Below are 21,466 nucleotides of genomic sequence, written 5' to 3'. Positions count from 1 at the left end.
AAAATTATGAACACAACCTACGACGCAATAGTTATTGGCTCTGGCATGACCGGAGGCTGGGCTGCCAAAGAATTAACTGAAAAAGGATTAAAAACACTGGTATTAGAAAGAGGTCGAGACGTCAAACACTTAGAGGATTATCCGACCATGAATCAGCCACCATGGGAATTTAAATATCGAAAGTTCGATTCAAAACAAGACCGCCTTGAATACCCTATCCAATCAAAAAAATACAACTTTAGTGCGGCCTCCAAGCACTTTTTTGTCAAAGACAGTGAACATCCCTATTCCCATCCTGAAGATAAACCCTATTTATGGTTTAGAGGATATCAAACTGGAGGTCGATCACTACTTTGGGGACGGGGTTCTTACCGATGGAGCGATGTAGAATTTGGAGCCAATGCCATAGATGGTTATGGTACAGATTGGCCCATTCGATACAAAGATATCGCACCTTGGTACGACTACGTAGAAAAATTTATTGGAGTAAGTGGATCTAAAGAAGGCATACCTCAATTTCCCGATGGACATTTCTTACCCCCTGTGGAGATGAATTGTGTGGAGTTAGAAGTAAAGAAGCGAATTGAAAAACACTATCCCGATAGGAAATTAATTCCCAACCGCATTGCCCATTTAACCCAAGTGGAACCTGGGCAATTTAAGGGGCGCTCCCAATGCCAGAATAGAAACCTCTGTCATAGGGGCTGTCCATTTGGAGCTTACTTTAGCAGCAATAGTTCAACCCTACCAGCGGCTTATGCCACGGGCAATCTTACCTTGCGTTCACATTCCATCGTAGAATCCCTAATCTATGACGATATCCACCAGCGATTATCTGGGGTTAGGATCATCGATGCGGAAACCCATAAAGTAGAAGAATTCAAGGCTAAAATAATATTTCTCTGTGCCTCAACTCTTCCTTCTACCGCTATTCTCATGAGATCGACTTCAAATAGATTCCCCAATGGACTGGGCAATTCCAGTGGAGTTCTAGGACATTACCTAATGGATCATCACAAAAATGTCAGTGGTTCTGGTGAATTTGAAGGGTTTGAAGACCAATCCTATAAAGGTTTTCGACCTGGATCCTTGGCCATAGCTAGATTTAGGAATATAAATGGTCAAGATGCCGACTTTCTTCGCGGTTATGGTCTATGGGGCTCAGCCTCTCGAGCTGGCCTCAATTTCAACCAAGCAGGTATAGGTAGCGACCTCAAAAAAAACATCGTTCAGCAAGGTTCATGGCGTTTTAGTCTTTCTGCTTATGGTGCCTGTTTACCCTATTATGAAAACAAAGTAGAACTAGATAATGAAAATAGGGATCAATGGGATTTGCCACTTCTTAAAATCACTGCTTCGTTTAAGGAAAATGAAATGACAATGCGCAAAGATATGAAGGCGGCAATACAAGAGATATTGGAAGTTGCGGGATTAAAAAATATTAGAACCCATGAAGGTTCTGCCATCCATGGTGATGCCGTCCATGAAATGGGAACCGCTCGAATGGGCTCAGACCCTGAGACCTCTATATTCAATGCTCACAATCAATGCCATGAAGTACCCAATCTATTCCTAACCGACGGTGCATGTATGCCATCATCAGGACATATGAGCCCTTCTCTCACTTATATGGCCCTTACAGCTAGAGCATGTGATTATGCAGTAAAACAACTCAAAGAAGGCAAACTATAAAAAAACACCTATCTTTCCTGAGAAAGATAGGTGTTTTCTTTTTTTCTACAATCTATTTTCTACTATAATGGAAGTCAAACATTTAAAGATGCCTTCAGTCTAGGAACAATAGAATATTCAGTTATCGGTTAAATGATACCAAATTCATTTTATAATGTTGGTGTATCCAACATAGCCAAAGAGGCATCAATTTCCGCCGAAGTCAATTCGTGATCTACTATTTTACCAGCAAAATAATCTTCATAGGCCTTCATATCCAAATTGCCATGTCCACAGAGGTTAAATAAGATAGTCTCTGAACGTCCTTCTTCCTTACATCGATTGGCTTCAGCAATTACAGTGGCTATTCCGTGATTGGCTTCAGGAGCAGGTATAATACCTTCCGTTCTCGCAAAAAGCACACCTGCTTCGAACACCTCTTTGTTCATATGAGCTCTGGCCTCAATCAAATTGTCGTGCAACAATTGGCTGACAATGGCACCGGCACCATGATATCTCAACCCACCTGCATGAATAGGGGCAGGAACAAAATTATGCCCCAATGTGTACATAGGTATTAACGGCGTCATCCCCACGGCATCACCAAAATCATATCTAAATTGCCCTCTCGTCAATTTGGGACAAGAGGCAGGTTCACTGGCTATACATCTTATTTGTTTGCCTTCTTCCAGATTCATTCTCAAGAACGGGAAAGTCAATCCCGCAAAGTTGGACCCACCACCAAAGGGTGCTACCACTATATCAGGCATATCGCCTACCTTTTCCATTTGTTTTACCGCTTCTAGTCCTATAATGGTTTGGTGGGTCAAAACGTGGTTGAGTACAGAACCCAAGGCGTAGTTGACATCGTCATTTTGGGCAGCCATTTCTACGGCTTCAGAAATCGCAATACCCAAGGAACCCGGTGAATCTGGATCCTTAGCTAAAATCGAACGTCCAGCCTCTGTTAAATTTGAAGGTGAAGGAATCACATTCGCCCCCCATGTATTCATCATCGTCTTGCGGTAGGGTTTGTGATGAAAAGAAATTTTCACCATATACACTTCGCACTCAATTCCAAATTGATTGCAAGCAAAACTCAAAGCACTTCCCCACTGTCCTGCACCAGTCTCGGTAGTTATTTTTCGTATCCCTGCTTGTTTATTGTAATAAGCCTGAGGAATGGCAGTATTCGGTTTATGAGACCCCGATGGGCTCTGGCCTTCGTATTTATAATATATTTTAGCTGGCGTATCTAAAGCCTTCTCCAATCCCAATGCGCGAAAAACCGGTGTTGGTCTCCAAATCTTATACATATCGCGTACCTCTTCTGGAATGTCGATCCATTTTTCCTGACTCACTTCCTGTCGTATCAACTCTTCTGGGAATAATGGAGCCAACGCCTCACCTGTGATTACTTCTCTAGTACCCGGATGCAAAGGGGGCATAGGCTTATTCTCCATGTCGGCTACAATATTATACCATCTTTCAGGAATATCCTTCTCCTCTAATAAAAACTTTTTTGTTGTCATAGCTTTGGTTTAAATTAAAATAACTCCCTAATATATTTAAAATATATCATTCGTAATAAAAACCTTCTCCGGCTTTACCCAACAATTAACATATAATACCAACCCATTTAACTACTTACACCAACCTATATAACTATTTATACCAAATCAATGGGGTAGATATTTCGCTAGGATTCCATACAAAAATGCACCTGCTAAGGCAGCTAATAAGACAATAACATAAGATGAGTATCCGTATCCGACCAATATATAGATAGGTCCAGGACAGGCTCCTGTAATGGCCCAACCCATACCAAAAATCACTCCACCGAATATATACTGTTTAAAGGCGATGGGTTTCGGAGCGGGGATTAAACTTTGTCCATAGGCATCTTTAAGATCCAGTTTTTTAATTATTTGTAAACTAATCACCCCTAATACTACGGCAGAACCAATAACTCCATACATATGAAAATCATCAAACCGAAACATCTCTTGAATTCGAAACCAGGAAATTACTTCTCCCTTGGCCAAGATGACGCCAAAGACTATGCCCAGAATTAAAAAAGGAAAATTTTTCATCATTGTCATATTTAAATTAACCAAGGCAATAGAAAATAAGTACCAATCAGACCGCCAATAAAAAATCCGACTACAGCAATTAGAGATGGCCATTGTAAATTAGACAGTCCCATAATGGCATGACCAGATGTACAACCATTGGCATAACGGGTCCCAAAACCTATCAGCAATCCTCCGATGATGTACAGTGGCAGGTGAGACCAAAAGCCATCCTCTCCAAATATTCCAATAGGTGCATAGTGGTCAAAATCCCTCACTCCTATGTCTATCAACGCCATCTTGGTTTCTTCAGCAATAGCTACATAATGATCACCGTCCAGAAATTTCACCGTCAATATTCCGCCTACAATCAATCCTACAGTAAAAAATAGAACCGGGGCCTTTTTCTTCCAATCATATCTAAAATAGTCAGAGAACTTGCCAGCTCCAGCCATACTACAGATATGTTGTAAGCTAGATGATATTCCAAACACTTGTCCCAAATACAGAAAGATTACCATGACTATGGTAATCAATGGTCCCACCACATACCACGGCCAGGGATTCATTAAAAAATCATTCATAAAACATTATTACTTGAAAAAAATATTCAATACACGGCACAAAGAACTACTATACTCTCCATATTCTGTGTATCAATTGTCACACAACATTGAATACCTCAATACTGTTTCTAGACATAGCGATTTTATTTTGACCTTCTAGTTTCTTTAACAATCGAGAAATGACCTCTCTACTGGTTCCCAATTCTTTGGCAATCTCAGAATGGGTAATATCTAATTGACTAGCTTGCAATACTGTAGTTCGATTCACGAGGTAAGACCACAGTCTCTCATCCATTTTGTTAAAAGCCAATTCATCAATGGTCTCCAACAATTCTTCAAAACGGTCTTGATAAGTTTGCATTACAAAACTTTTCCAAGTCGGGAAAGATTGTACCCATTCATCCATTTTCTGAATGGGGATAAGAATGACTTCAGCATCATCCTCCACTACTGCTTTAATCGAGCTCACCTTAGATGCCATACAACAACTTAGACTTAGAGCACAGGTTTCTCCAGGATAGAGGTAGTACAGTAAAATTTCCTTACCCTCTTCGTCTTCCCTCATAATTTTAATAACACCAGTCAAGATTAATGGAAAATTTCGAATAAATTCACCGGCATTGATCAAATTGTCTCCCTTATTCAATTCGACAAACCTACCCTCTTCCACCATTACATCGAGTAATCCATCTTCGAATTCGTTCTTAAATTTGGCTTTAATTAAGTTCTTTATCATGATTAGGGCTTATATAGCATTAAATTTCTCAATACGAAATACATTTTACAAAGACGGAAAAGATTTCGTATAATATGGACACATACAAAATAGGCCGACAAAAGCCGGCCTATATCAAATTCTTATTTTGGGATAGGATTAATTCAATCCAAATGCTTCGTAAATTCTTTGTTTTGGATTATCGGGATAAATACCCTCTAACATTACACCAGAATTTTTTCTTTCTCGAAGAATAGACTCCAATTGGTCTACACTTTTGATCTCTTTGTCATTGGCTTTCAAAATCACAAATCCCGGCTCAAGCTTTGTATTTTTATAAAGGATTCCACTCTGGGTCATATCTTCGATCTTAACCCCGTAGTCTAGATCTAGCTTTTCTTTTTCTTCAGATGTCAATTCTACCAACTTGGCACCGAGTAACCTTTCCATATCAGAATCCATGGCAGCTACTGCACCTGTTGTATTTTCCAAACCTTTGAGAACAACATCTTTATGAAGGATTTCACCATCTCTATTAATAGTCAATGACACCGTTTCTCCAGGACGAGTTCTAGCTATTCTTTCCTGTAAAATAGGAACTTCAAATACATCTTTACCGTCTATTTGTGTGATCACATCTCCGGCCTTTAAGTCGGCATCAGCTGCAGAAGATCCCTCGATAACAGATTGGATATATACTCCATCTTGGGTCTTAAGGTCTTTTTCTTTAGCAAATTCAGGATCAACATGGCTTATTTGCACACCGAGAACCGCTCTTTTTACTTCTCCGTATTTCAATAAATCATCCACTACTTTGTTGACCAAATTGGAAGGAATCGCAAATCCATAACCGGCATAATACCCAGTAGGGCTGGCAATAGCGGAGTTAATTCCTATTAAATCTCCATTCAAATTGACCAATGCACCTCCACTATTCCCCTTGTTGATAGCGGCATCGGTTTGAATAAAACTTTCGATGGCGTAAGGAGTTTCTTCTTTGTCTAAAATATCGATATTTCGACCTACTGCACTGACAATTCCCGCAGTGACAGTACTGCTAAAACTCAAAGGATTTCCGATGGCCAACACCCATTCTCCTACTTCCACATCATCGGAATTGACCATATTGACAAAAGGTAAATCCTCAGCATCGATCTTTATCAAGGCAAGATCAGTAGAAGGATCTGTACCTATAACCTCTGCGGAGTATGAACGATTGTTATTCATGACAACGTCGATCTTAGTGGCATCTTCTACCACATGGTTATTGGTAACGATATAACCATTGCCATTAATAATTACACCTGATCCCTTCCCTCTTCGAACTTGATTGCTCTGTGGGCTTTGACGTTGTTGACCTCGTGGGAAAAAGTCCTGAAAAAAGTCCTGAAAAGGATCTTGATATTGTTCCTGAACTCTTCCTCCTCTTGAAGAACTACCGATTTCTACATTGATTAACACCACGGCTGGCATTACCTTCTTTGAAGTAGTTGTAAAATCTAGGGGTACGGCATTTCCTTTACTATCCATGGTAAACAGAACATTGTTGACAGGAGTCTCCAATTCTGTGTTAAATGTAGGAATACTTTCTTTCGCCTTAAACTGGTCATATATACCCAATGTCAATGCGGTAACGACGAGGGCGACCAAGGCTGGTATGATTAAATTCTTTTTCATTGTTAATTATTTTTCTGTTTGAAATTAAAATACGTGTAAAATTTTTTAATCATATTTTCTTTTGTGCTCAAGATATTGATAAAATCATTTGAACAATGTTATAAATATAATGCATTAATCTCACAAGTGTTTCTTAAGAAAAATTTAAACCCTGAAATTCTTCGACAGAGACAAACAATCTATCTACAAAATAATGCCCTATGGCGCTAATCTTTTTAAATGAAATCCACCTCTATCTACATTCTTTTGGTATATGAGTCTATCGTGCAATCTATTCTTTCTTCCCTGCCAAAACTCAAAATACTCGGGTTTTACAACAAAACCACCCCATTGATCAGGTCTTGACAATTCCTCCTCTGATTGCATTTTCTCCCATGCCGATTCCAATTCATTATAGCCGGACACTTCCCGACTCTGTGGAGAAACGATAGCACTGATTTGGCTCCCTCTTGGCCGACTGTAAAAATATTCATCGGAAGCTTCACTCGAAACCTTCTGGGCTATACCTTCTATGCGAATTTGCCGGTCAAGGCCGGGCCAAAAAAACAAAAGCGCAACTTGGGGATGAGATAGAATCTCCATCCCCTTTTTGCTTTCGTAATTGGTATAAAACATAAATCCTTCTTCACTTACTCCCTTCAGCAATACCGTCCTACTCGACGGTTGACCAGAAGCGTTGACGGTGGACAAAAACATAGCGTTGGCGTCCAATTCATAAACTTGGAAAGCATCGTCAAACCAAACTTTAAATTGCACATAAGGATCTTCATTCATCGATTCCTCCAACAGAGGAGGATGATCGTATTCTCTTCGTATTTTATCTAACCTATTCATTGCCTTTTATGCTTTCTTAGATTTTCTATTTTTAATTATATACATAAATCTATAGGCCAACCAGTACATGGCCGGAATCACAACCAAGGTAAGGAAGGTAGAAAAGGTCAAACCGTAGATTACCGTCCAAGCCATTGGGCCCCAGAAATCTTTATTATCACCACCGATAAAAAACTGAGCATCTAGGTCTGAAATTATAGTAAAGAAATTGATATTCAACCCAATAGCCAATGGAATCAATCCCAAAATAGTAGTAATTGCCGTTAGCAATACCGGTCTCAACCTAGTACTTCCCCCTTTGATAATCATTGATTTCACATCGGACTTGTCCAACATCCACATGTTTTCAAAACCCAATTCTTTTCGGCGTCTGGTCACCAATAGGTTAATATAATCCACCAATACAATGGCGTTGTTTACCACAATACCAGCCAGCGATATAATACCCACACCGGTGAGGATAACTGCGATGTCTGACCCCGTCACTACGTAACCGAGGAATACTCCAATGGTACTGAAAAACACTGACATCAAAATTATAAAGGGCGATATTATCGAATTGAATTGACTCACCAAAATTATAAATATCAAAAATATAGATAATATAAAGGCCCCACTTAAGAACTGCATATCCTCAGCTTGCTGCTCCTGCTCTCCTGTGAAAGCATAGGATATGCCATTAGGCATTTTGTAATCGGCAAAAACCGCCTTCACCTCTTCTACAATTTCATTGGCATTGTAACCATCCAATACATTGGAATAAATCGTAATTGCACGCTCCAAATCCTTTCGATTGATCGAACTATAAGTAGAAGAATATTCCACGGTAGCTACTGCTGAAATCGGCACTTGAGTTAACTGTCCATTAGCCGGATTTCTAAAAGTGATTTTTTGATTCATCAATGCTCCCACATTATTGCGGTACTTGGGATCCAATCTCAATTGAATGGGATAATCGTCTTCCCCGTCCTTATAGGTGGATACCTCTTTACCGTAGACTGATGTTCTCAAGGCATCGGCAATAGCATAAGTCGACAATTCATATCTTCGAGCAGCCTCTCTATCTATGTGAATCAGCAACTCGGGCTTACCGATTTTTACATCGGCCTTCAATTCCTCTATACCCGGAATATTTTGTTTATTCACATAGGCGATGAGATCTTCAGACAATTGAGCCAATTCATCAATATTTTCACCTTGTATCTCTATATTCACAGGTTTACCTGTCGGAGGTCCAGCAGCATTTTGATCCACCACAATCTGAACTCCAGGCATATTCTTTAGATTGGCCCTTATATCCTCCATAATCTTTGAGGTCTTCACCCCATTTCGCTCATCGGCAGGCACAAAGGTCACAGTAATTCTAGCCTTATTGGGCGAAGCTCCAGGCTCTGGAGTACTATTGGGATCAGAGGTATTTTCCCCAATTTGGGTCAATACCGATTCCACTACGTCTTGATAGGGTTCCAATACTGTAGTTATCTGAGATTCTACAATCCTCACAGCTTTATCCGTCGCTTCAATGTCTCTGCCTATGGGCAATTCTAAAAACACATTGATATAAATGGGCTGGGTATCGGGAAAGAAAACAACTTTCGGTGATTTTACCGCCAACAACATAATAGAACATATCATTAAGACAAATGTGCCTACAAATACCACAATTGGCATTTTTTTGTACAATGCCTTTCCTACAAACCAATCATATCCTCGCTCTAATGCCGGCATCACCTTGTTCTGAAAATAAAAACTAGCCGGTCGCAATGCAAAGAAGTTTATGGTGGAAATCACAGCAGTTATACCCAATAAATTTCTAGCCCAATCCAATCCAATAGAATGAAAGACAAATCCAAAAACTATGGCTCCTAATATAAATATCCCGATGTTTCTGGTTTTTTTCTTGCGCTCCTCAGCAGAATCAGCTTTTTCATCCACCTTCATAAAATAGGCGGTAAACACTGGATTAATAACCAGGGCAACAATAAGAGACGAAGACAAGACCAAGATCAGGGTTATCGGAAGATATTTCATAAATTCACCGACAATACCAGGCCAAAAAGCCAAGGGCAAAAAGGCTGCTAATGTCGTAGCCGTACTGGCGATAATGGGAACTGCGACCTCTCCTGCACCAAACTTGGCAGCATCTTTGGCCGAATATCCCTCTTGAAAATAACGATATATATTCTCTACCACCACAATGGCATTATCTACCAACATCCCCAATGCCAAAATAAGGGCGAACAACACCATCATATTCATGGTCACTCCTGTCAAATACAGCCACATTATCCCAGTCAACATCGATAAGGGTATGGCCACACCAACAAAGGTTGCATTTCGCAAGCCCATAAAAAAGAGTAAGACCAAGATCACCAATATCATACCTGATATTATAGAATTTTCAAGGTTTGAAACCTCTCTCTTGGTATTTTCGGATTGATCATTAAAGATACTGACCTTCAAATCAGCGGGAAGGACATTATTCTCCGCTTCTTCAACAATGGCTTTGACCTTATCCGCTGCTGCTATAAGGTTTTCTCCAGATCGTTTAATGATATCAATCGAGACAACAGAGAACCCATCCGATCGAGCAATACTTTTGAGCTCTTCATAACCATAGGTCACTGTAGCTATATCCTTAAGATAAATGGGCCGTTGAGACTCACTCTTAACGATCATATTGCGAATCTGATCCATATTGGTAAACTCTCCAATAATACGCACACCGCGTCTAAAGTTATCACTGACGATTTCTCCTCCAGACATCGTAAGGTTTTCTGCTTTAACCGCGTTTTCTATATCGGTAAAAGAAACCTTTAAAGATTCCATCTTCGGCAAATCTACATCTATCTTCACTTCTCTGTCGAGTGCACCTTTAATATCAGCTTCTGATACTTCAGAGAGATTTTCAAATTCCTCTTCCAAATATTCAGCGTAGGTTTTTAACTGATCTATGGTATAATCACCAGATACATTGACCGTCATTATGGGAATCTGAGACAAGTCGATCTCCAAAACCTGAGGATCAGTCGTCAAGTCTGTAGGCAATTCACTCTTAGCCAAATCAATAGCATCCTTTACTTTGCGCACAGCCTCATCAATATCTCTATCGGCATCAAACTCTACAATGATTACAGAAAAATCCTGTACAGAAGAAGAAGTGATATTATCTACACCGACAATAGATTGCAATTCTTGCTCGATAGGCCTGGTAACCAAATTTTCTATATCAGCTGCAGTATTCCCAAAATATGGGGTATTGACATATACGGTAGGAAAAGATACTTCTGGATATTGCTCTTTTGGCATACTGTTGTATGAGTCAAGACCAAAGATAAATATCATAACCGTCATCAGGAAGATACTCGTGGCATTATCCACAGCAAAGGACGACAATTTAAACTCTCTTAAATTGTCTTTTATCTTGTCAACTATCTTACTCATTTATTATTTTTTTCGCTTCATCCAATTCCTTAGTACTTATGACTTCCAAAGCATCTTTATCTACCAAGTTTTGAGCTCCTATATTGACCAAGACTTGTCCTTCTTCCAAACCCGATGTAATCACCACTTCCTCATTGTTAAATGGACCTCTGGTAACATATTTTTTCTCAGCAACTGCTGTACTTCCAGACTGATTGACCACCATTACATATTCTTTCCCACTTACTTCTTGCAGTACACTGTTTACTGGAATACTTATCACATCGGCAATGGTTTTATCGTTAATCTTAATTTCTGTCAAGAGATTAGGCTTTAAATTTTTAGTAGTTCTCGCTACCCTCACTTCTATTTTAAATGTCCTATTGGCCGCATCAATGGTATTTCCAATTAAATTGATCCTACCTTCCACTGAATAATCTATAGAAGGAAAATTAAGCAGGACTCTATCGCCTACCTTCACACTACCCAAATAATTCTCGGGAACATCAGCCGTGGCAATAAGTCGACTCACATCTAATATATTGGCTATAGGCATGCCTGGAGAAACCATTTCTCCGGGGTGAATATTGATTACATCCACTACACCAGATACAGGGGCATATACTTGACCTTTTGTTTGTTGGAAGTCTAAAGTCTCCAGACTTTTTTCCATTCGCTCTACATCATTCTTAGATTGTAAATATTCGATCTCAGAACCTATTTTTTGATCCCAAAGTCTCTTTCTTCTTTCGTATACTTCTTTAGCCAATTCCAAAGCCTTAAGAATTTCATCTCGCTGTTTGTCAAAATTTTCTGTATCTAATACTGCTACCAAATCGCCTTTTTTTACATAATCTCCTTCGTCGATCTTTAACTGCAGCATTCTTCCCCCAGTCTCAGCATTGATGGCGATTACATCATTGGCTTCCAATAGGCCTTGTACCGAAATAAAATGTTTAAATTCTGATTTAACAATGGGCAAAGTCGTTACCCTTTTGGCCACTTTTTGAACCGAAGTAGGATCGAGTTCTGCCATTCTATCCTCTATATTGGCAATCGTAGATTGAAGATTTTTAACCTCATCTTTTTTAGTTTTTAGATAAGACTTCAATTCTGAAAGCGCCATGTCATTGACATTGATTTCACTCACCTCTGAAGTAGTGCTACCACATGAATACAGAAGACTAAGTATTAGTATTAAATATGCGTATTTCATTGTTATATTGTTTTATAATTTTCCTAATGCTTTTTCCAAATTAGCTTTGGCTACTGAAAAGTCATACAAAGCATTGATGTATTTTGACTGTGCTTGATACAATGCCGATTCTGCTTGACTCAATTCCACGCTGGAACCAACCCCTTCCTTGTATTTAATTTGGGTCACTTTGTATATATCATCGGCTAGGGTCATATTGTTCTTACTATCATCTATTCTATTCAATGCCGAACTGAGATCCCTTTTGGCATTGTCCACTTCTACCTGCATAGATCGCTCGATATTTTCCATATCCAATTGATGCAACTTTAATCTCACGTTGGCGCGCTCAATTTTCATAGCTCTGTCTCTTCCATCAAATATGGGTATGGCCAAAGAACCGCCGACTATGGAGTAGGGAAACCATAAACCATCCTTCAATTTATTCGCTTGTAATTGTTGATTGTAATTGGCAAAAAACGACAAGGTTGGCAAATATCCAAAGCGAAGTTGTTTGACATCCATCTCTCTCAAATCCTCTGTTATCGACAATGTCTCATATTCTGGTCTATTTTGAAAACTATAGGTTTCTGAAAGAAGGTTGACGGCTTCATCAACTTGAATATAATCTTCCAATTTTTCACTAACTTCTATCTCTTCATCCATGGGGTATCCCATCTGTAGTTTAAGTATATTTTTGGCAGCATAAATCATATTTTCATTGTTCTCCGCTTCCATTTCCAGATTAGATATTGAATATTTCAGCCTATCTACGTCCAGTTTTTCCAAAAATCCACTTTTATACATTTCATTGGTCTCAAAGTAGGTCTGCTCTAGATTCTTAATGTTCAAATCAATAATCTCACTCATGTGATCGGCGATTAGTATTGCCAAATACGATTTAATAACATTCTCTCTTATATCCCTTTCCACTACATCAATCTGTGAATTGGCCAAGGAGCGTGCCAACCTCGATGCTTGGATTCCCACAAAAACACTTCCGTCAAACAGCAATGCATTGAAAGACAAACCAGCCGTTAGTGAATTATTGACACCAAATTGCACTCCGATATCTTCCGCTGGATTGGGGGGATTATTTTGGTCTCCGGCAAAAAAGGCTCCCTGCGGGATAATTTGGGTAGGCAATTGCAAATACCTTTGGTAATCCACATTTCCTTTTAGGGTTGGAATGGCTAAGGCCAATATTTCTTTAATCTGATAATCGGCATCTTCAATGTTCAATCGCGCCTTTTGAATCTCGATTTGGTGCTGCAGGGCATAATCCATCGCCTCTGAAAGGTTAAATGAATTTTGAGCCGTTACAATCCCCATAAAACTAATGTATAAGCAGAGGAGTAATCTATATTTCATAAAAATAATTTTCTTTACTTAAACGGTTGAATTTGACAATAAATCGAATTTCAATATCTAAGGATGAGTAATAAATAGATCAACATATTGTTTTCAATACCTAGGTTTTTATTTCAAAAAATAAAATTAAATACTGGCATTGATTACAAGGATCAAATTTAATAAATATTTATCTATAAGGCTATGTTAAATCGTCATTAGATTGAACCCATATACAATAATTTGATCAATCCCTTTTATTGATCTATTGAATGGCAGTTTTTCACGACAAGAATTACAGTAACATAGAGATATGAGGGATACCATCCTCCAGATAACTTTCTCCCACGGCTTTAAATCCCAGTTTTTCATAAAATCCTTGCAAATGTAGCTGAGCAGATATATAAATAGGATTGTGACCATATAATGTACGACAGTGTTCAATAGCTGACTTCATCAATTCTTCTCCTAAGCCAATTCCGCGAAATCGGGAATCTACCACTACTCTGCCTATAGAAACATAGGGACTTTCAGATATTTTTGTAAGGCCGGGATTTAATATCCGACAATAAGCCAAAATCCCGCCATCATCTTGCCAAATTAAATGATGAGCCAACTGATCTCGACCATCTGCATCCAAATATGCACATGATTGCTCGACCACAAAAACCTGCTCACGCAATTGACTTATGGCATACCACAAGGAAATGGGTATAGAATCAAAAGCCAATAATTGTTTATTTAATTTCACGTTTAGGATTCTCAATAATATGTACAAAAACCAAAAATCATTACTCTACTAATCATCTTGACTGAGATCAACAAGAGATTCGCGACTTTTTAATTGATACTGACCTCTAATGGCAATGCGTTGATTATTAGCATTTTCCACCTTTTTAAAAGCCAAGCACTCCAAATATTCGTTATAAAAAATATGATCAACGGGATAATCAAAAAAGGAAGTTCCCGCTCCGTATAAGGTGGGGAAAAAACCCTTTCTACTGTCGTTTAGAAATCCAGAATATCTAAATTTCACCATTTCATTGTCCCAGGGAGCATAATTGATCGTTCCCACATATAAGGTAGGAATCTTCTGTTGTCTTATATAATTGGACAACTCGGAAAAAACCTTTTTAGAAGTCGATCGATAATCTTCTGTCAAAGGTGGAAGGTTGTAATGTCCTATTATATTGATATTTTTCTCCTCGGATAAAGCAACGGTAATATTGGCAATTGGAACCCCGTTAAACTCCATAGTATCCCTCATGACAATGGGATATTTGCTAACTATTAACTGACCGTAATTATCCAATCTCAAAAACTCGTATTTATACTGGTATACAGAGTCAAATTCAGGCAATATAATTTGTTTCCACTGCGGAGTATACTCTTGAAACACGATAATATCATTGTCCAACTTGAGAAGACTTGAAAAATCAAAAGTGGATTCTCCTTGAATTTCAGACATGGTGCAATGCAAAAGTGAGATCAATCCATCATTTCCATTTTGAGGAATAACTTTTAAGGAGAGATTCGATGCATTTTTTAAAAACAAACACAAGAAAGTACATGCTCCAAACGCCACAAAGGACAATAATCTACTTTTTAATAGCAAAAAACAAACTCCTAAAAAAAGACAAGCAAGCAAAATCTGTACGGTCTGAGTAGATATCCATCTGAAATACTCCATATCTGGCTGTAGGATACAAACTGCAGTAAGACAGATAATACCTGATACCATTAGCCATTGAATCCATTTTATATGTACCAATTTTACCAAAAACAGGTAAAATTCTCCTACTGTCGAGACAATGCGCATGTTAATTTATGTGTTTTTTCATAACCTAATTCATCAAAATGGTAAGCCCAGATTAAGTATAATCCCGACGGAGCTGGATTATATCGACTATCTCTTCCATCCCAAATAATAAAATCACCCTCTTGTATGGGGAGATTATTTGCTAAGGTATTTATTTTTTTCCCATTCAAATCAAAAATATTAATCGTGAGACTGCCGTAATTGCCTCTCCCTCCGATATAAATTATCAACCTATCATGTTGACCGTCTCCATCGGGTGTTATCACCTGAGTAGACAAATACAATTCCGGTTGATCCGCCCTCTTATTTTCCTCCGGAATAAATGATGCACTATTGAAACCGTATTGCCTATAACCGGATTTCCACACCCTATCTGCCGTTCCAAACAATCTCCTCTCCAATGATATTCCATGACTATCTAGCCAAAATGGGTGAATGTCATCAACTCCATAGCTAGCATCGTCCAACACTTCGTTCTCGCTGTTGGTCAAGGACATAGTCAATCCCAGATTATTCAATGTATACAAGGAATACTCAAATACGGCCTCGGATTGGGCACTGTGGTAGCAATCTAACAATTCTTCAGGATGACGGGTCAAAATCCACACCCCATAGGGTGGCATATCATTGGTCAGTGACAATTTCTGATTTTGATTTCCCAGTTGCAATACCACTTCTTCAAGATCTAGATAATCTTTTGTCGTATTGTACAATTCTATATATTCCGGACAACCAGGATGGGGATTATACATGATTTCCGATACCAATAATTCGCCCCGATGGGGTAGTCGACCTTTGACATAATATACTACAGTGTCCCATACCACTACATCTCCATTACAGTTCACATAAGTACCCCCAAAACCCAATGAATCACCATGGCTCCAGCCTTTGTCATCGTCGATATTTAAAGTCATCATATTGCCACTATCCGAGTTTTCTTCTACATTAAATGGCAATTGGGATTGAATCCAGGATGCCATTAATGTGAGATCCGATATCCAATATGGCCACTGAATCGATGCCTGATTAGACGTCAGAAATACCACAGTGGGCTGATGGACAGGTACCGTGGTTTCAAATATAGTATTATCCTGACCTGGACTTCCCAATTCATCTGCTGACAACGCCCAATTTCCGACGACGAGACAGGATTGAAATATAGATTTCATTTCGACACTGCTCCGAGGATGAGGATAGGATAATAAGGGTAAATATTGGATACTCCCATTGTAATTTTTCAGCCATCCATTGGACTCTATGGATTCCACCCTAGGCAATTCACCAATAAACAATGGTTGAATATCTCTAGATGACCAGTAACTAGAACTATCGTCAGACAATACCGCGTATTCATAGGGGGCAAGGACTAAGTTGGGCATTTTTATCCATATTCCCCCTAAGATGAGATCCACGGCATGTAGGCAAAGAATTTTATCGCTGTAATTCAACAATTCAATAAAGGCTGGCAAATCTCCATCTAACATCCATTCTGTGACTATTAATTCACCTCGATCCACCTCGGAGGATAAATGATTAATACCTAAACTGTACTGAGTCAATTTATGAAGAACCCATTTGTCGGCTCTAGACGTAGTGTAAACTATCCGAAAAAAGAAGGTTAACTCGACCTCATTCGTCCAAGGTAGGGCTAGGGAAGTCTGATCATGTCCATTTAAAGTCATCAGTATATTGGAACCGACAAATGACAAATCCAAATAAACATTTACACCTCCATCTTGAAATTGACCTTGGAATATTTCATCGACATTATCCATATTTTCTTCCTCATTGATAATCATAATTCCGTCTCCTCGTCCTGATCTACCAATTCTAAATGTAATCGAGCTGGTATCGCTAATGTCGTTATACATCCACCCAAACTCAAAATAATTGTTATCTGAAGGTGGAAAATCCATAGTAAAATTTAAAGATAGTCCCTTCCTATCTATGGGCCAATTAATATCCATTCGGCTTTCTTGAGCGTTTTTATCCGCTAAGATCCACTGATGACCCTGTCTATCAAAATGTTGAAGGTCACCATGCCATGATTCTTTATCTTCCAATAGATTTACGCCAGAACAGGGAACAGTCCCAAATATCGAATGGGAAATCCCCAATATGCAAATAATAACACATAGTAAGATCTTCAAATCAACTAATAATAATTTGAGATTTGGACGCTGCTGACGGGAATGAATCAAAGAAATGTACATAAGAATGCAGCCTTAATTAATAAATACCTTATCTTTACCGTTCTTTTAAATATAACGTAATAAACCGAAATAATAAAATGAAATTAGCAGTAGTTGGAATTACAGGCATGGTTGGTACAGAGATCTGTAAAGTACTGGAAGAATATGACTTCCCATACAGTGAACTTTTACCAGTAGCCTCTGAGAAATCGATTGGAAAACAAGTGGAGGTAAAAGGAAAGTCTCATTCCATCATTGGGTTGGAAGAAGCTGTATCTTTGAAGCCGGATATTGCGATTTTTTCAGCTGGAGGTCAAACCTCTTTAGATTGGGCGCCCAAATTTGCAGAAGTGGGCACTATAGTTATCGACAATTCATCGGCTTGGAGAATGGATCCAACTAAGAAATTAGTCGTACCAGAAATCAATGCAGACACCATAACTGCAGAAGACAAAATAATAGCCAACCCCAATTGCTCAACCATCCAAATGGTTCTAGCTTTGTCTAATCTTCACAAGAGATTCGGGATTAAAAGATTGGTTATCTCAACCTATCAATCCATTACGGGAACAGGAGTTAAAGCCGTTAGACAATACGAGGCAGAAAAAAAAGGAGAAAAGGTAGCTGATCCAGCCTATCCACATCCAATATTTGACAATTGCATTCCCCATTGTGATGTATTCTTGGACAATCACTACACCAAGGAAGAAATGAAATTGGTCAATGAAACTCAAAAAATATTAGGAGACAATAATATCAAAATAACGGCAACCGCTATCAGGGTTCCAGTACACGGAGGACATTCCGAATCGGTAAATGTAGAATTCAATCAGGGATTTGAAATCGATGAAGTCATTGATATTCTAGCTCAAACCGAAGGTGTAGAAGTTCAAAATGATCACGCAAATCAAGAATATCCCATGGCCTTATACGCCAAAGGTAAAAACAGTGTTTATGTAGGTCGAATCCGAAGAGATGATTCGATAGAAAATGGATTGAATATGTGGATCGTAGCCGATAACTTAAGAAAGGGTGCAGCCACAAATGCAGTTCAAATTGCAAATTATATATATAAAAATAGTTACGTTACAGTATAATCATTTGACTTAATTAGTAAGTCATATATTAAAATACAGTGAGTTTATGAAAGATAGATTGGTATTTTGGGGAAAGAAAAAAGAAGGAGAAAAAGTGCTTATAACCATCGACCTAAATGAAGATGAAGGCACTTACGAAGTTTCTGTGATACGAGGAGATTTAGTTACCGAAGATTTTGACAATTTAGTTCGCAATCAATGGCGAAATGGGGCGGAGGAAGTCGTGTTTCCTGAAATTGAGGAGACATTTGTCAAAGAGCTGTCACTTACCCATCCCCTACTTCCTATAGAATATGAAGTAGAAAGAGAAGATCTCATCAAGATGGCACAAGCAGAATGGAATTTCTTAGTCCTCTCCAAAAGATTGAAATCCACCTATCAACATGAATTAAATGAATTAGAAGAGCGCATTGAATCAATAGAAGAATTCAGTCAAGATGTTTGGTCGGAAATGAAAAATTTCTGGAATAAAGTACAGAGTCAAATCAGAGAAAACAACTTGGCTCGTCGTCACGGCAATGAAATTCGCAAAAAGACCAATGAGCTCTTTAACAATCTCAAGAATTTGAGAGCCAAGGCAGAAGATTCATTCAATCAAGATTCACAGGCCAACAAGAAGAAGTTTCAAGATAAATTAGACGGCATCAAAGCCAAGATGGAAAGTGGAAAATCTTTGCGTCCACTCTTTGAAGAACTAAAAAATCTTCAAAGAGATCTTAAGAAAGTAAAATTTACTCGAGAAGATCAAAATACTATTTGGAACCAATTGGACGGTCTATTTAAAGAAATTAAAGAGAAAAAATATGGTAGTGCTGGAGGTTCATCCAATTCTCCTCTTGAAAAGACAACTCGTCGGTTAGAAGGATTGAAGTCTGCCATAGAAAAAATGGAAAGTTCGATTGGTAGAGATAAATCAAACCTTAATTTCGAACAAAATAAAATCCAAAATGCTGGTGGACAGCTCGAAGCTCAATTGAGACAAGCCAAGTTATCGCTTATTGAAGAGCGCATCCGGTCTAAAGAGTTGAAATTAGAGGATATGTTGAAGACTCAAAAGCAATTAAATAAAAGGATTCAAACCCTGCAGAAACAAGAGGAAAACAACAAGAAAGAAGCGGAGCGAAAAGAAGCAGAAAAGGCGGTTAAAGCTAGAATAGCTGAAGAAATCAAAGTTTCTCAGGCCATCACCGCATCAGATCCTACTGTTATCAAAGCAGCAGAATTATTGACAGACAATGAATCCGATAATAGCGAAGTGAAATCTGAAGTTGAATCAGGAAAATCAAAATCCGAAGACGATTCTAAGCAAAACGGGAGTGATAGTACAGCTATGGTCATCGCTAGTCTTGTCAAAGCCGCAGAATAAAACTGCGTCATGAAAGAAAAAACAGACTTAATTGTTGGGCGAAAGCCAATCTTGGATGCTATGGCTGCTGATTTACCCATAGCCAGTATTTGGATAGATACAGGACTAAAAGGAGGGGTAGAAATCGAGATCAGGAATGCAGCTCAAGAAAGAGCCATTCCCATTAAGAGGGTTCACAAAACCGTTTTAAACAAGAAATCACAAGCCAATCATCAAGGCATTATCGCCTATACCTCTCCTGTGCGATTCCAATCCCTGGATATGGTCATTGCCCAAGTGTATGAGTTAGGTGAAGTACCGTTTTTTATATATTTGGATCGAGTACAAGATGTAGGCAATTTGGGTTCTATAGTTCGGTCGGCAGAAACTCTTGGAGTCCATGGTTTAATCTTACCTACAAAAAAAATGGCACCCATTAATGATCAAGTAGCCAAGATTTCTTGTGGAGCTCTACACCATATATCCATAAGTAGAGTAGCGACGGTGCAAGAGGCAATTAACACCCTCCAGAACAATGGCATCCAAATCATCAGCTCTTCATTGGAAGCCAAACAACCTCTATCCAACATCGATCTCAAATCTCCGATTTGTATTGTAATAGGATCGGAAGACAATGGAGTATCACCTGTATTTATATCCCAATCAGATCAACTATACATCATACCCCAGCTGGGTCAGACAGAATCATTAAATGCTGCTGTGGCAGCAGGTATTAGTATGTATGAAGTACAAAGGCAAAGAAAATACGCCGATCTACCATCACTCTAATCCGCTATTTTAGGTTATTAACCTATAAGCTGCTCTAAAATCAAAATTAAAGAGATTCCAGCACCAGCCCCAGAAAAAAACAACTTCCATTCGCGATGCAGTATTTTTGTAAAAACAGAGAGTAAGGCATAAAAGGCGAAAAAGATAACCACTATAATCAATTGGCCCACTTCCAAGCCCACGTTAAAAGCAAATAATTGACCTAACAACTCACCGGCATCATCGGTTAATGCCCGCAAGTAATTTGAAAATCCCATACCGTGAATTAAGCCAAAGACCAATGCAAGAAAATAATTGAGATAAATTTTTTTATCCCCCTTTGATCGAGCCACAATATTGTAAATAGCTGTCAAAAAGATGGTTACCGGAATTAGAAATTCAATTATCTCTGCAGGAGCCACCAAAATATTCATTACAGACAATGCCAAAGTAAGAGAATGACCTATGGTAAAGGCAGTAACCAAAATCAATAGATTACGCCACTGACTGAGATTGTAGAAGGCACAGAGGGTAAGAATAAATAACAAATGATCATATCCATTGACATCGGTAATATGATCTAACCCCAATCGAAAAAACACTAAAAACTCTTGCATAGTCAAAACTTATTATTGCGCTGAAAATACTAAATTTTAGGCAATATGGATTCACTTAATCTATAAGATATTATTAAACTTATAATTATATAAACATAGCCCAGTTACCCCATGTATTATTA

General features: G+C 38.6%; 17 protein-coding genes. 4 read left to right on the top strand and 13 right to left on the bottom strand.

Annotated elements, in window-relative coordinates:
- Positions 1-6: 6 nt before the first annotated feature.
- Positions 7-1,692: a GMC oxidoreductase gene (locus tag LVD51_RS01820; protein WP_236969467.1), complete on the top strand. Its 1,686-nt coding sequence runs from the start codon at positions 7-9 to the stop codon at positions 1,690-1,692.
- Positions 1,693-1,841: 149 nt separating this feature from the next.
- Here the strand turns inward: LVD51_RS01820 and LVD51_RS01815 are convergent, their stop codons facing one another.
- From LVD51_RS01815 to LVD51_RS01760, 12 genes are all read right to left on the bottom strand, one after another.
- Positions 1,842-3,203, bottom strand: a complete 1,362-nt coding sequence (locus LVD51_RS01815; RefSeq protein ID WP_236969466.1) for a TrpB-like pyridoxal phosphate-dependent enzyme — start codon at positions 3,201-3,203, stop codon at positions 1,842-1,844.
- Positions 3,204-3,350: 147 nt separating this feature from the next.
- Entirely contained in the window at positions 3,351-3,767 is a 417-nt protein-coding gene (locus tag LVD51_RS01810) for a DUF6691 family protein (protein WP_236969465.1), read from the bottom strand.
- Between the two features lie 8 nt (positions 3,768-3,775).
- Entirely contained in the window at positions 3,776-4,327 is a 552-nt protein-coding gene (locus LVD51_RS01805; RefSeq protein WP_236969464.1) for a YeeE/YedE family protein, read from the bottom strand.
- Positions 4,328-4,406: 79 nt separating this feature from the next.
- On the bottom strand, positions 4,407-5,045 hold the full coding sequence (locus tag LVD51_RS01800; protein WP_236969463.1) for a Crp/Fnr family transcriptional regulator: 639 nt from the start codon (positions 5,043-5,045) through the stop codon (positions 4,407-4,409).
- 138 nt (positions 5,046-5,183) lie between these two features.
- Positions 5,184-6,701, bottom strand: a complete 1,518-nt coding sequence (locus LVD51_RS01795) for a Do family serine endopeptidase (protein WP_236969462.1) — start codon at positions 6,699-6,701, stop codon at positions 5,184-5,186.
- A 198-nt stretch (positions 6,702-6,899) separates the two neighbouring features.
- Positions 6,900-7,535: a pyridoxamine 5'-phosphate oxidase gene (gene pdxH, locus LVD51_RS01790; RefSeq protein WP_236969461.1), complete on the bottom strand. Its 636-nt coding sequence runs from the start codon at positions 7,533-7,535 to the stop codon at positions 6,900-6,902.
- 6 nt (positions 7,536-7,541) lie between these two features.
- Positions 7,542-10,979: an efflux RND transporter permease subunit gene (locus LVD51_RS01785; protein WP_236969460.1), complete on the bottom strand. Its 3,438-nt coding sequence runs from the start codon at positions 10,977-10,979 to the stop codon at positions 7,542-7,544.
- The gene (locus LVD51_RS01780) at positions 10,972-12,174 is read right to left on the bottom strand and encodes an efflux RND transporter periplasmic adaptor subunit (protein WP_236969459.1); all 1,203 of its coding nucleotides are present in this window, start codon (positions 12,172-12,174) and stop codon (positions 10,972-10,974) included. The genes LVD51_RS01785 and LVD51_RS01780 overlap by 8 nt, the downstream gene beginning before the upstream one ends.
- Before the next feature lie 12 nt (positions 12,175-12,186).
- Complete coding sequence (locus LVD51_RS01775; protein ID WP_236969458.1) at positions 12,187-13,524, bottom strand: TolC family protein; 1,338 nt, start codon at positions 13,522-13,524, stop codon at positions 12,187-12,189.
- 274 nt (positions 13,525-13,798) lie between these two features.
- On the bottom strand, positions 13,799-14,254 hold the full coding sequence (locus LVD51_RS01770; protein WP_236969457.1) for a GNAT family N-acetyltransferase: 456 nt from the start codon (positions 14,252-14,254) through the stop codon (positions 13,799-13,801).
- A gap of 48 nt (positions 14,255-14,302) precedes the next feature.
- Positions 14,303-15,244 (bottom strand): endonuclease/exonuclease/phosphatase family protein, encoded by a 942-nt coding sequence (locus LVD51_RS01765; RefSeq protein ID WP_236969456.1) that lies wholly within the window; start codon positions 15,242-15,244, stop codon positions 14,303-14,305.
- 56 nt (positions 15,245-15,300) lie between these two features.
- Positions 15,301-17,388, bottom strand: a complete 2,088-nt coding sequence (locus LVD51_RS01760) for a hypothetical protein (protein WP_236969455.1) — start codon at positions 17,386-17,388, stop codon at positions 15,301-15,303.
- Positions 17,389-17,615: 227 nt separating this feature from the next.
- On the opposite strand from LVD51_RS01760, the gene LVD51_RS01755 reads away from it, so the two are divergent.
- From LVD51_RS01755 to rlmB, 3 genes are read left to right on the top strand one after another with little or no spacing between them, the layout of a single operon-like run.
- A complete protein-coding gene (locus LVD51_RS01755; protein WP_236969454.1) occupies positions 17,616-18,614 on the top strand; it encodes an aspartate-semialdehyde dehydrogenase in 999 nt (332 codons plus the stop codon).
- 46 nt (positions 18,615-18,660) lie between these two features.
- The gene (locus LVD51_RS01750; RefSeq protein WP_236969453.1) at positions 18,661-19,980 is read left to right on the top strand and encodes a hypothetical protein; all 1,320 of its coding nucleotides are present in this window, start codon (positions 18,661-18,663) and stop codon (positions 19,978-19,980) included.
- 9 nt (positions 19,981-19,989) lie between these two features.
- Positions 19,990-20,748, top strand: coding sequence for a 23S rRNA (guanosine(2251)-2'-O)-methyltransferase RlmB (gene rlmB / locus LVD51_RS01745; RefSeq protein WP_236969452.1), 759 nt, complete (start codon positions 19,990-19,992; stop codon positions 20,746-20,748).
- A 17-nt stretch (positions 20,749-20,765) separates the two neighbouring features.
- On the opposite strand, the gene LVD51_RS01740 is transcribed toward rlmB, so the two are convergent.
- Positions 20,766-21,344, bottom strand: a complete 579-nt coding sequence (locus LVD51_RS01740; RefSeq protein ID WP_236969451.1) for a HupE/UreJ family protein — start codon at positions 21,342-21,344, stop codon at positions 20,766-20,768.
- Between the last annotated feature and the right edge of the window lie 122 nt (positions 21,345-21,466).

Origin of the sequence: Membranihabitans marinus, assembly GCF_021729155.1 — a bacterium.
Classification (GTDB): Bacteria; Bacteroidota; Bacteroidia; order Chitinophagales; family Saprospiraceae; genus Membranihabitans; species Membranihabitans marinus.
The sequence above is the reverse complement of the archived record's forward strand: the minus strand, read 5'-3'. Positions and strand labels throughout refer to the sequence as shown.

Excerpts from the sequence above, each read along its gene's own strand:
- LVD51_RS01820 (WP_236969467.1), top strand. The coding sequence starts at position 7 with ATGAACACAACCTACGACGCAATAGTTATTGGCTCTGGCATGACCGGA.
- LVD51_RS01815 (WP_236969466.1), bottom strand. The coding sequence starts at position 3,203 with ATGACAACAAAAAAGTTTTTATTAGAGGAGAAGGATATTCCTGAAAGA.
- LVD51_RS01810 (WP_236969465.1), bottom strand. The coding sequence starts at position 3,767 with ATGATGAAAAATTTTCCTTTTTTAATTCTGGGCATAGTCTTTGGCGTC.
- LVD51_RS01805 (WP_236969464.1), bottom strand. The coding sequence starts at position 4,327 with ATGAATGATTTTTTAATGAATCCCTGGCCGTGGTATGTGGTGGGACCA.
- LVD51_RS01800 (WP_236969463.1), bottom strand. The coding sequence starts at position 5,045 with ATGATAAAGAACTTAATTAAAGCCAAATTTAAGAACGAATTCGAAGAT.
- LVD51_RS01795 (WP_236969462.1), bottom strand. The coding sequence starts at position 6,701 with ATGAAAAAGAATTTAATCATACCAGCCTTGGTCGCCCTCGTCGTTACC.
- pdxH (WP_236969461.1), bottom strand. The coding sequence starts at position 7,535 with ATGAATAGGTTAGATAAAATACGAAGAGAATACGATCATCCTCCTCTG.
- LVD51_RS01785 (WP_236969460.1), bottom strand. The coding sequence starts at position 10,979 with ATGAGTAAGATAGTTGACAAGATAAAAGACAATTTAAGAGAGTTTAAA.
- LVD51_RS01780 (WP_236969459.1), bottom strand. The coding sequence starts at position 12,174 with ATGAAATACGCATATTTAATACTAATACTTAGTCTTCTGTATTCATGT.
- LVD51_RS01775 (WP_236969458.1), bottom strand. The coding sequence starts at position 13,524 with ATGAAATATAGATTACTCCTCTGCTTATACATTAGTTTTATGGGGATT.
- LVD51_RS01765 (WP_236969456.1), bottom strand. The coding sequence starts at position 15,244 with ATGGTATCAGGTATTATCTGTCTTACTGCAGTTTGTATCCTACAGCCA.
- LVD51_RS01755 (WP_236969454.1), top strand. The coding sequence starts at position 17,616 with ATGAAATTAGCAGTAGTTGGAATTACAGGCATGGTTGGTACAGAGATC.
- LVD51_RS01750 (WP_236969453.1), top strand. The coding sequence starts at position 18,661 with ATGAAAGATAGATTGGTATTTTGGGGAAAGAAAAAAGAAGGAGAAAAA.
- rlmB (WP_236969452.1), top strand. The coding sequence starts at position 19,990 with ATGAAAGAAAAAACAGACTTAATTGTTGGGCGAAAGCCAATCTTGGAT.
- LVD51_RS01740 (WP_236969451.1), bottom strand. The coding sequence starts at position 21,344 with ATGCAAGAGTTTTTAGTGTTTTTTCGATTGGGGTTAGATCATATTACC.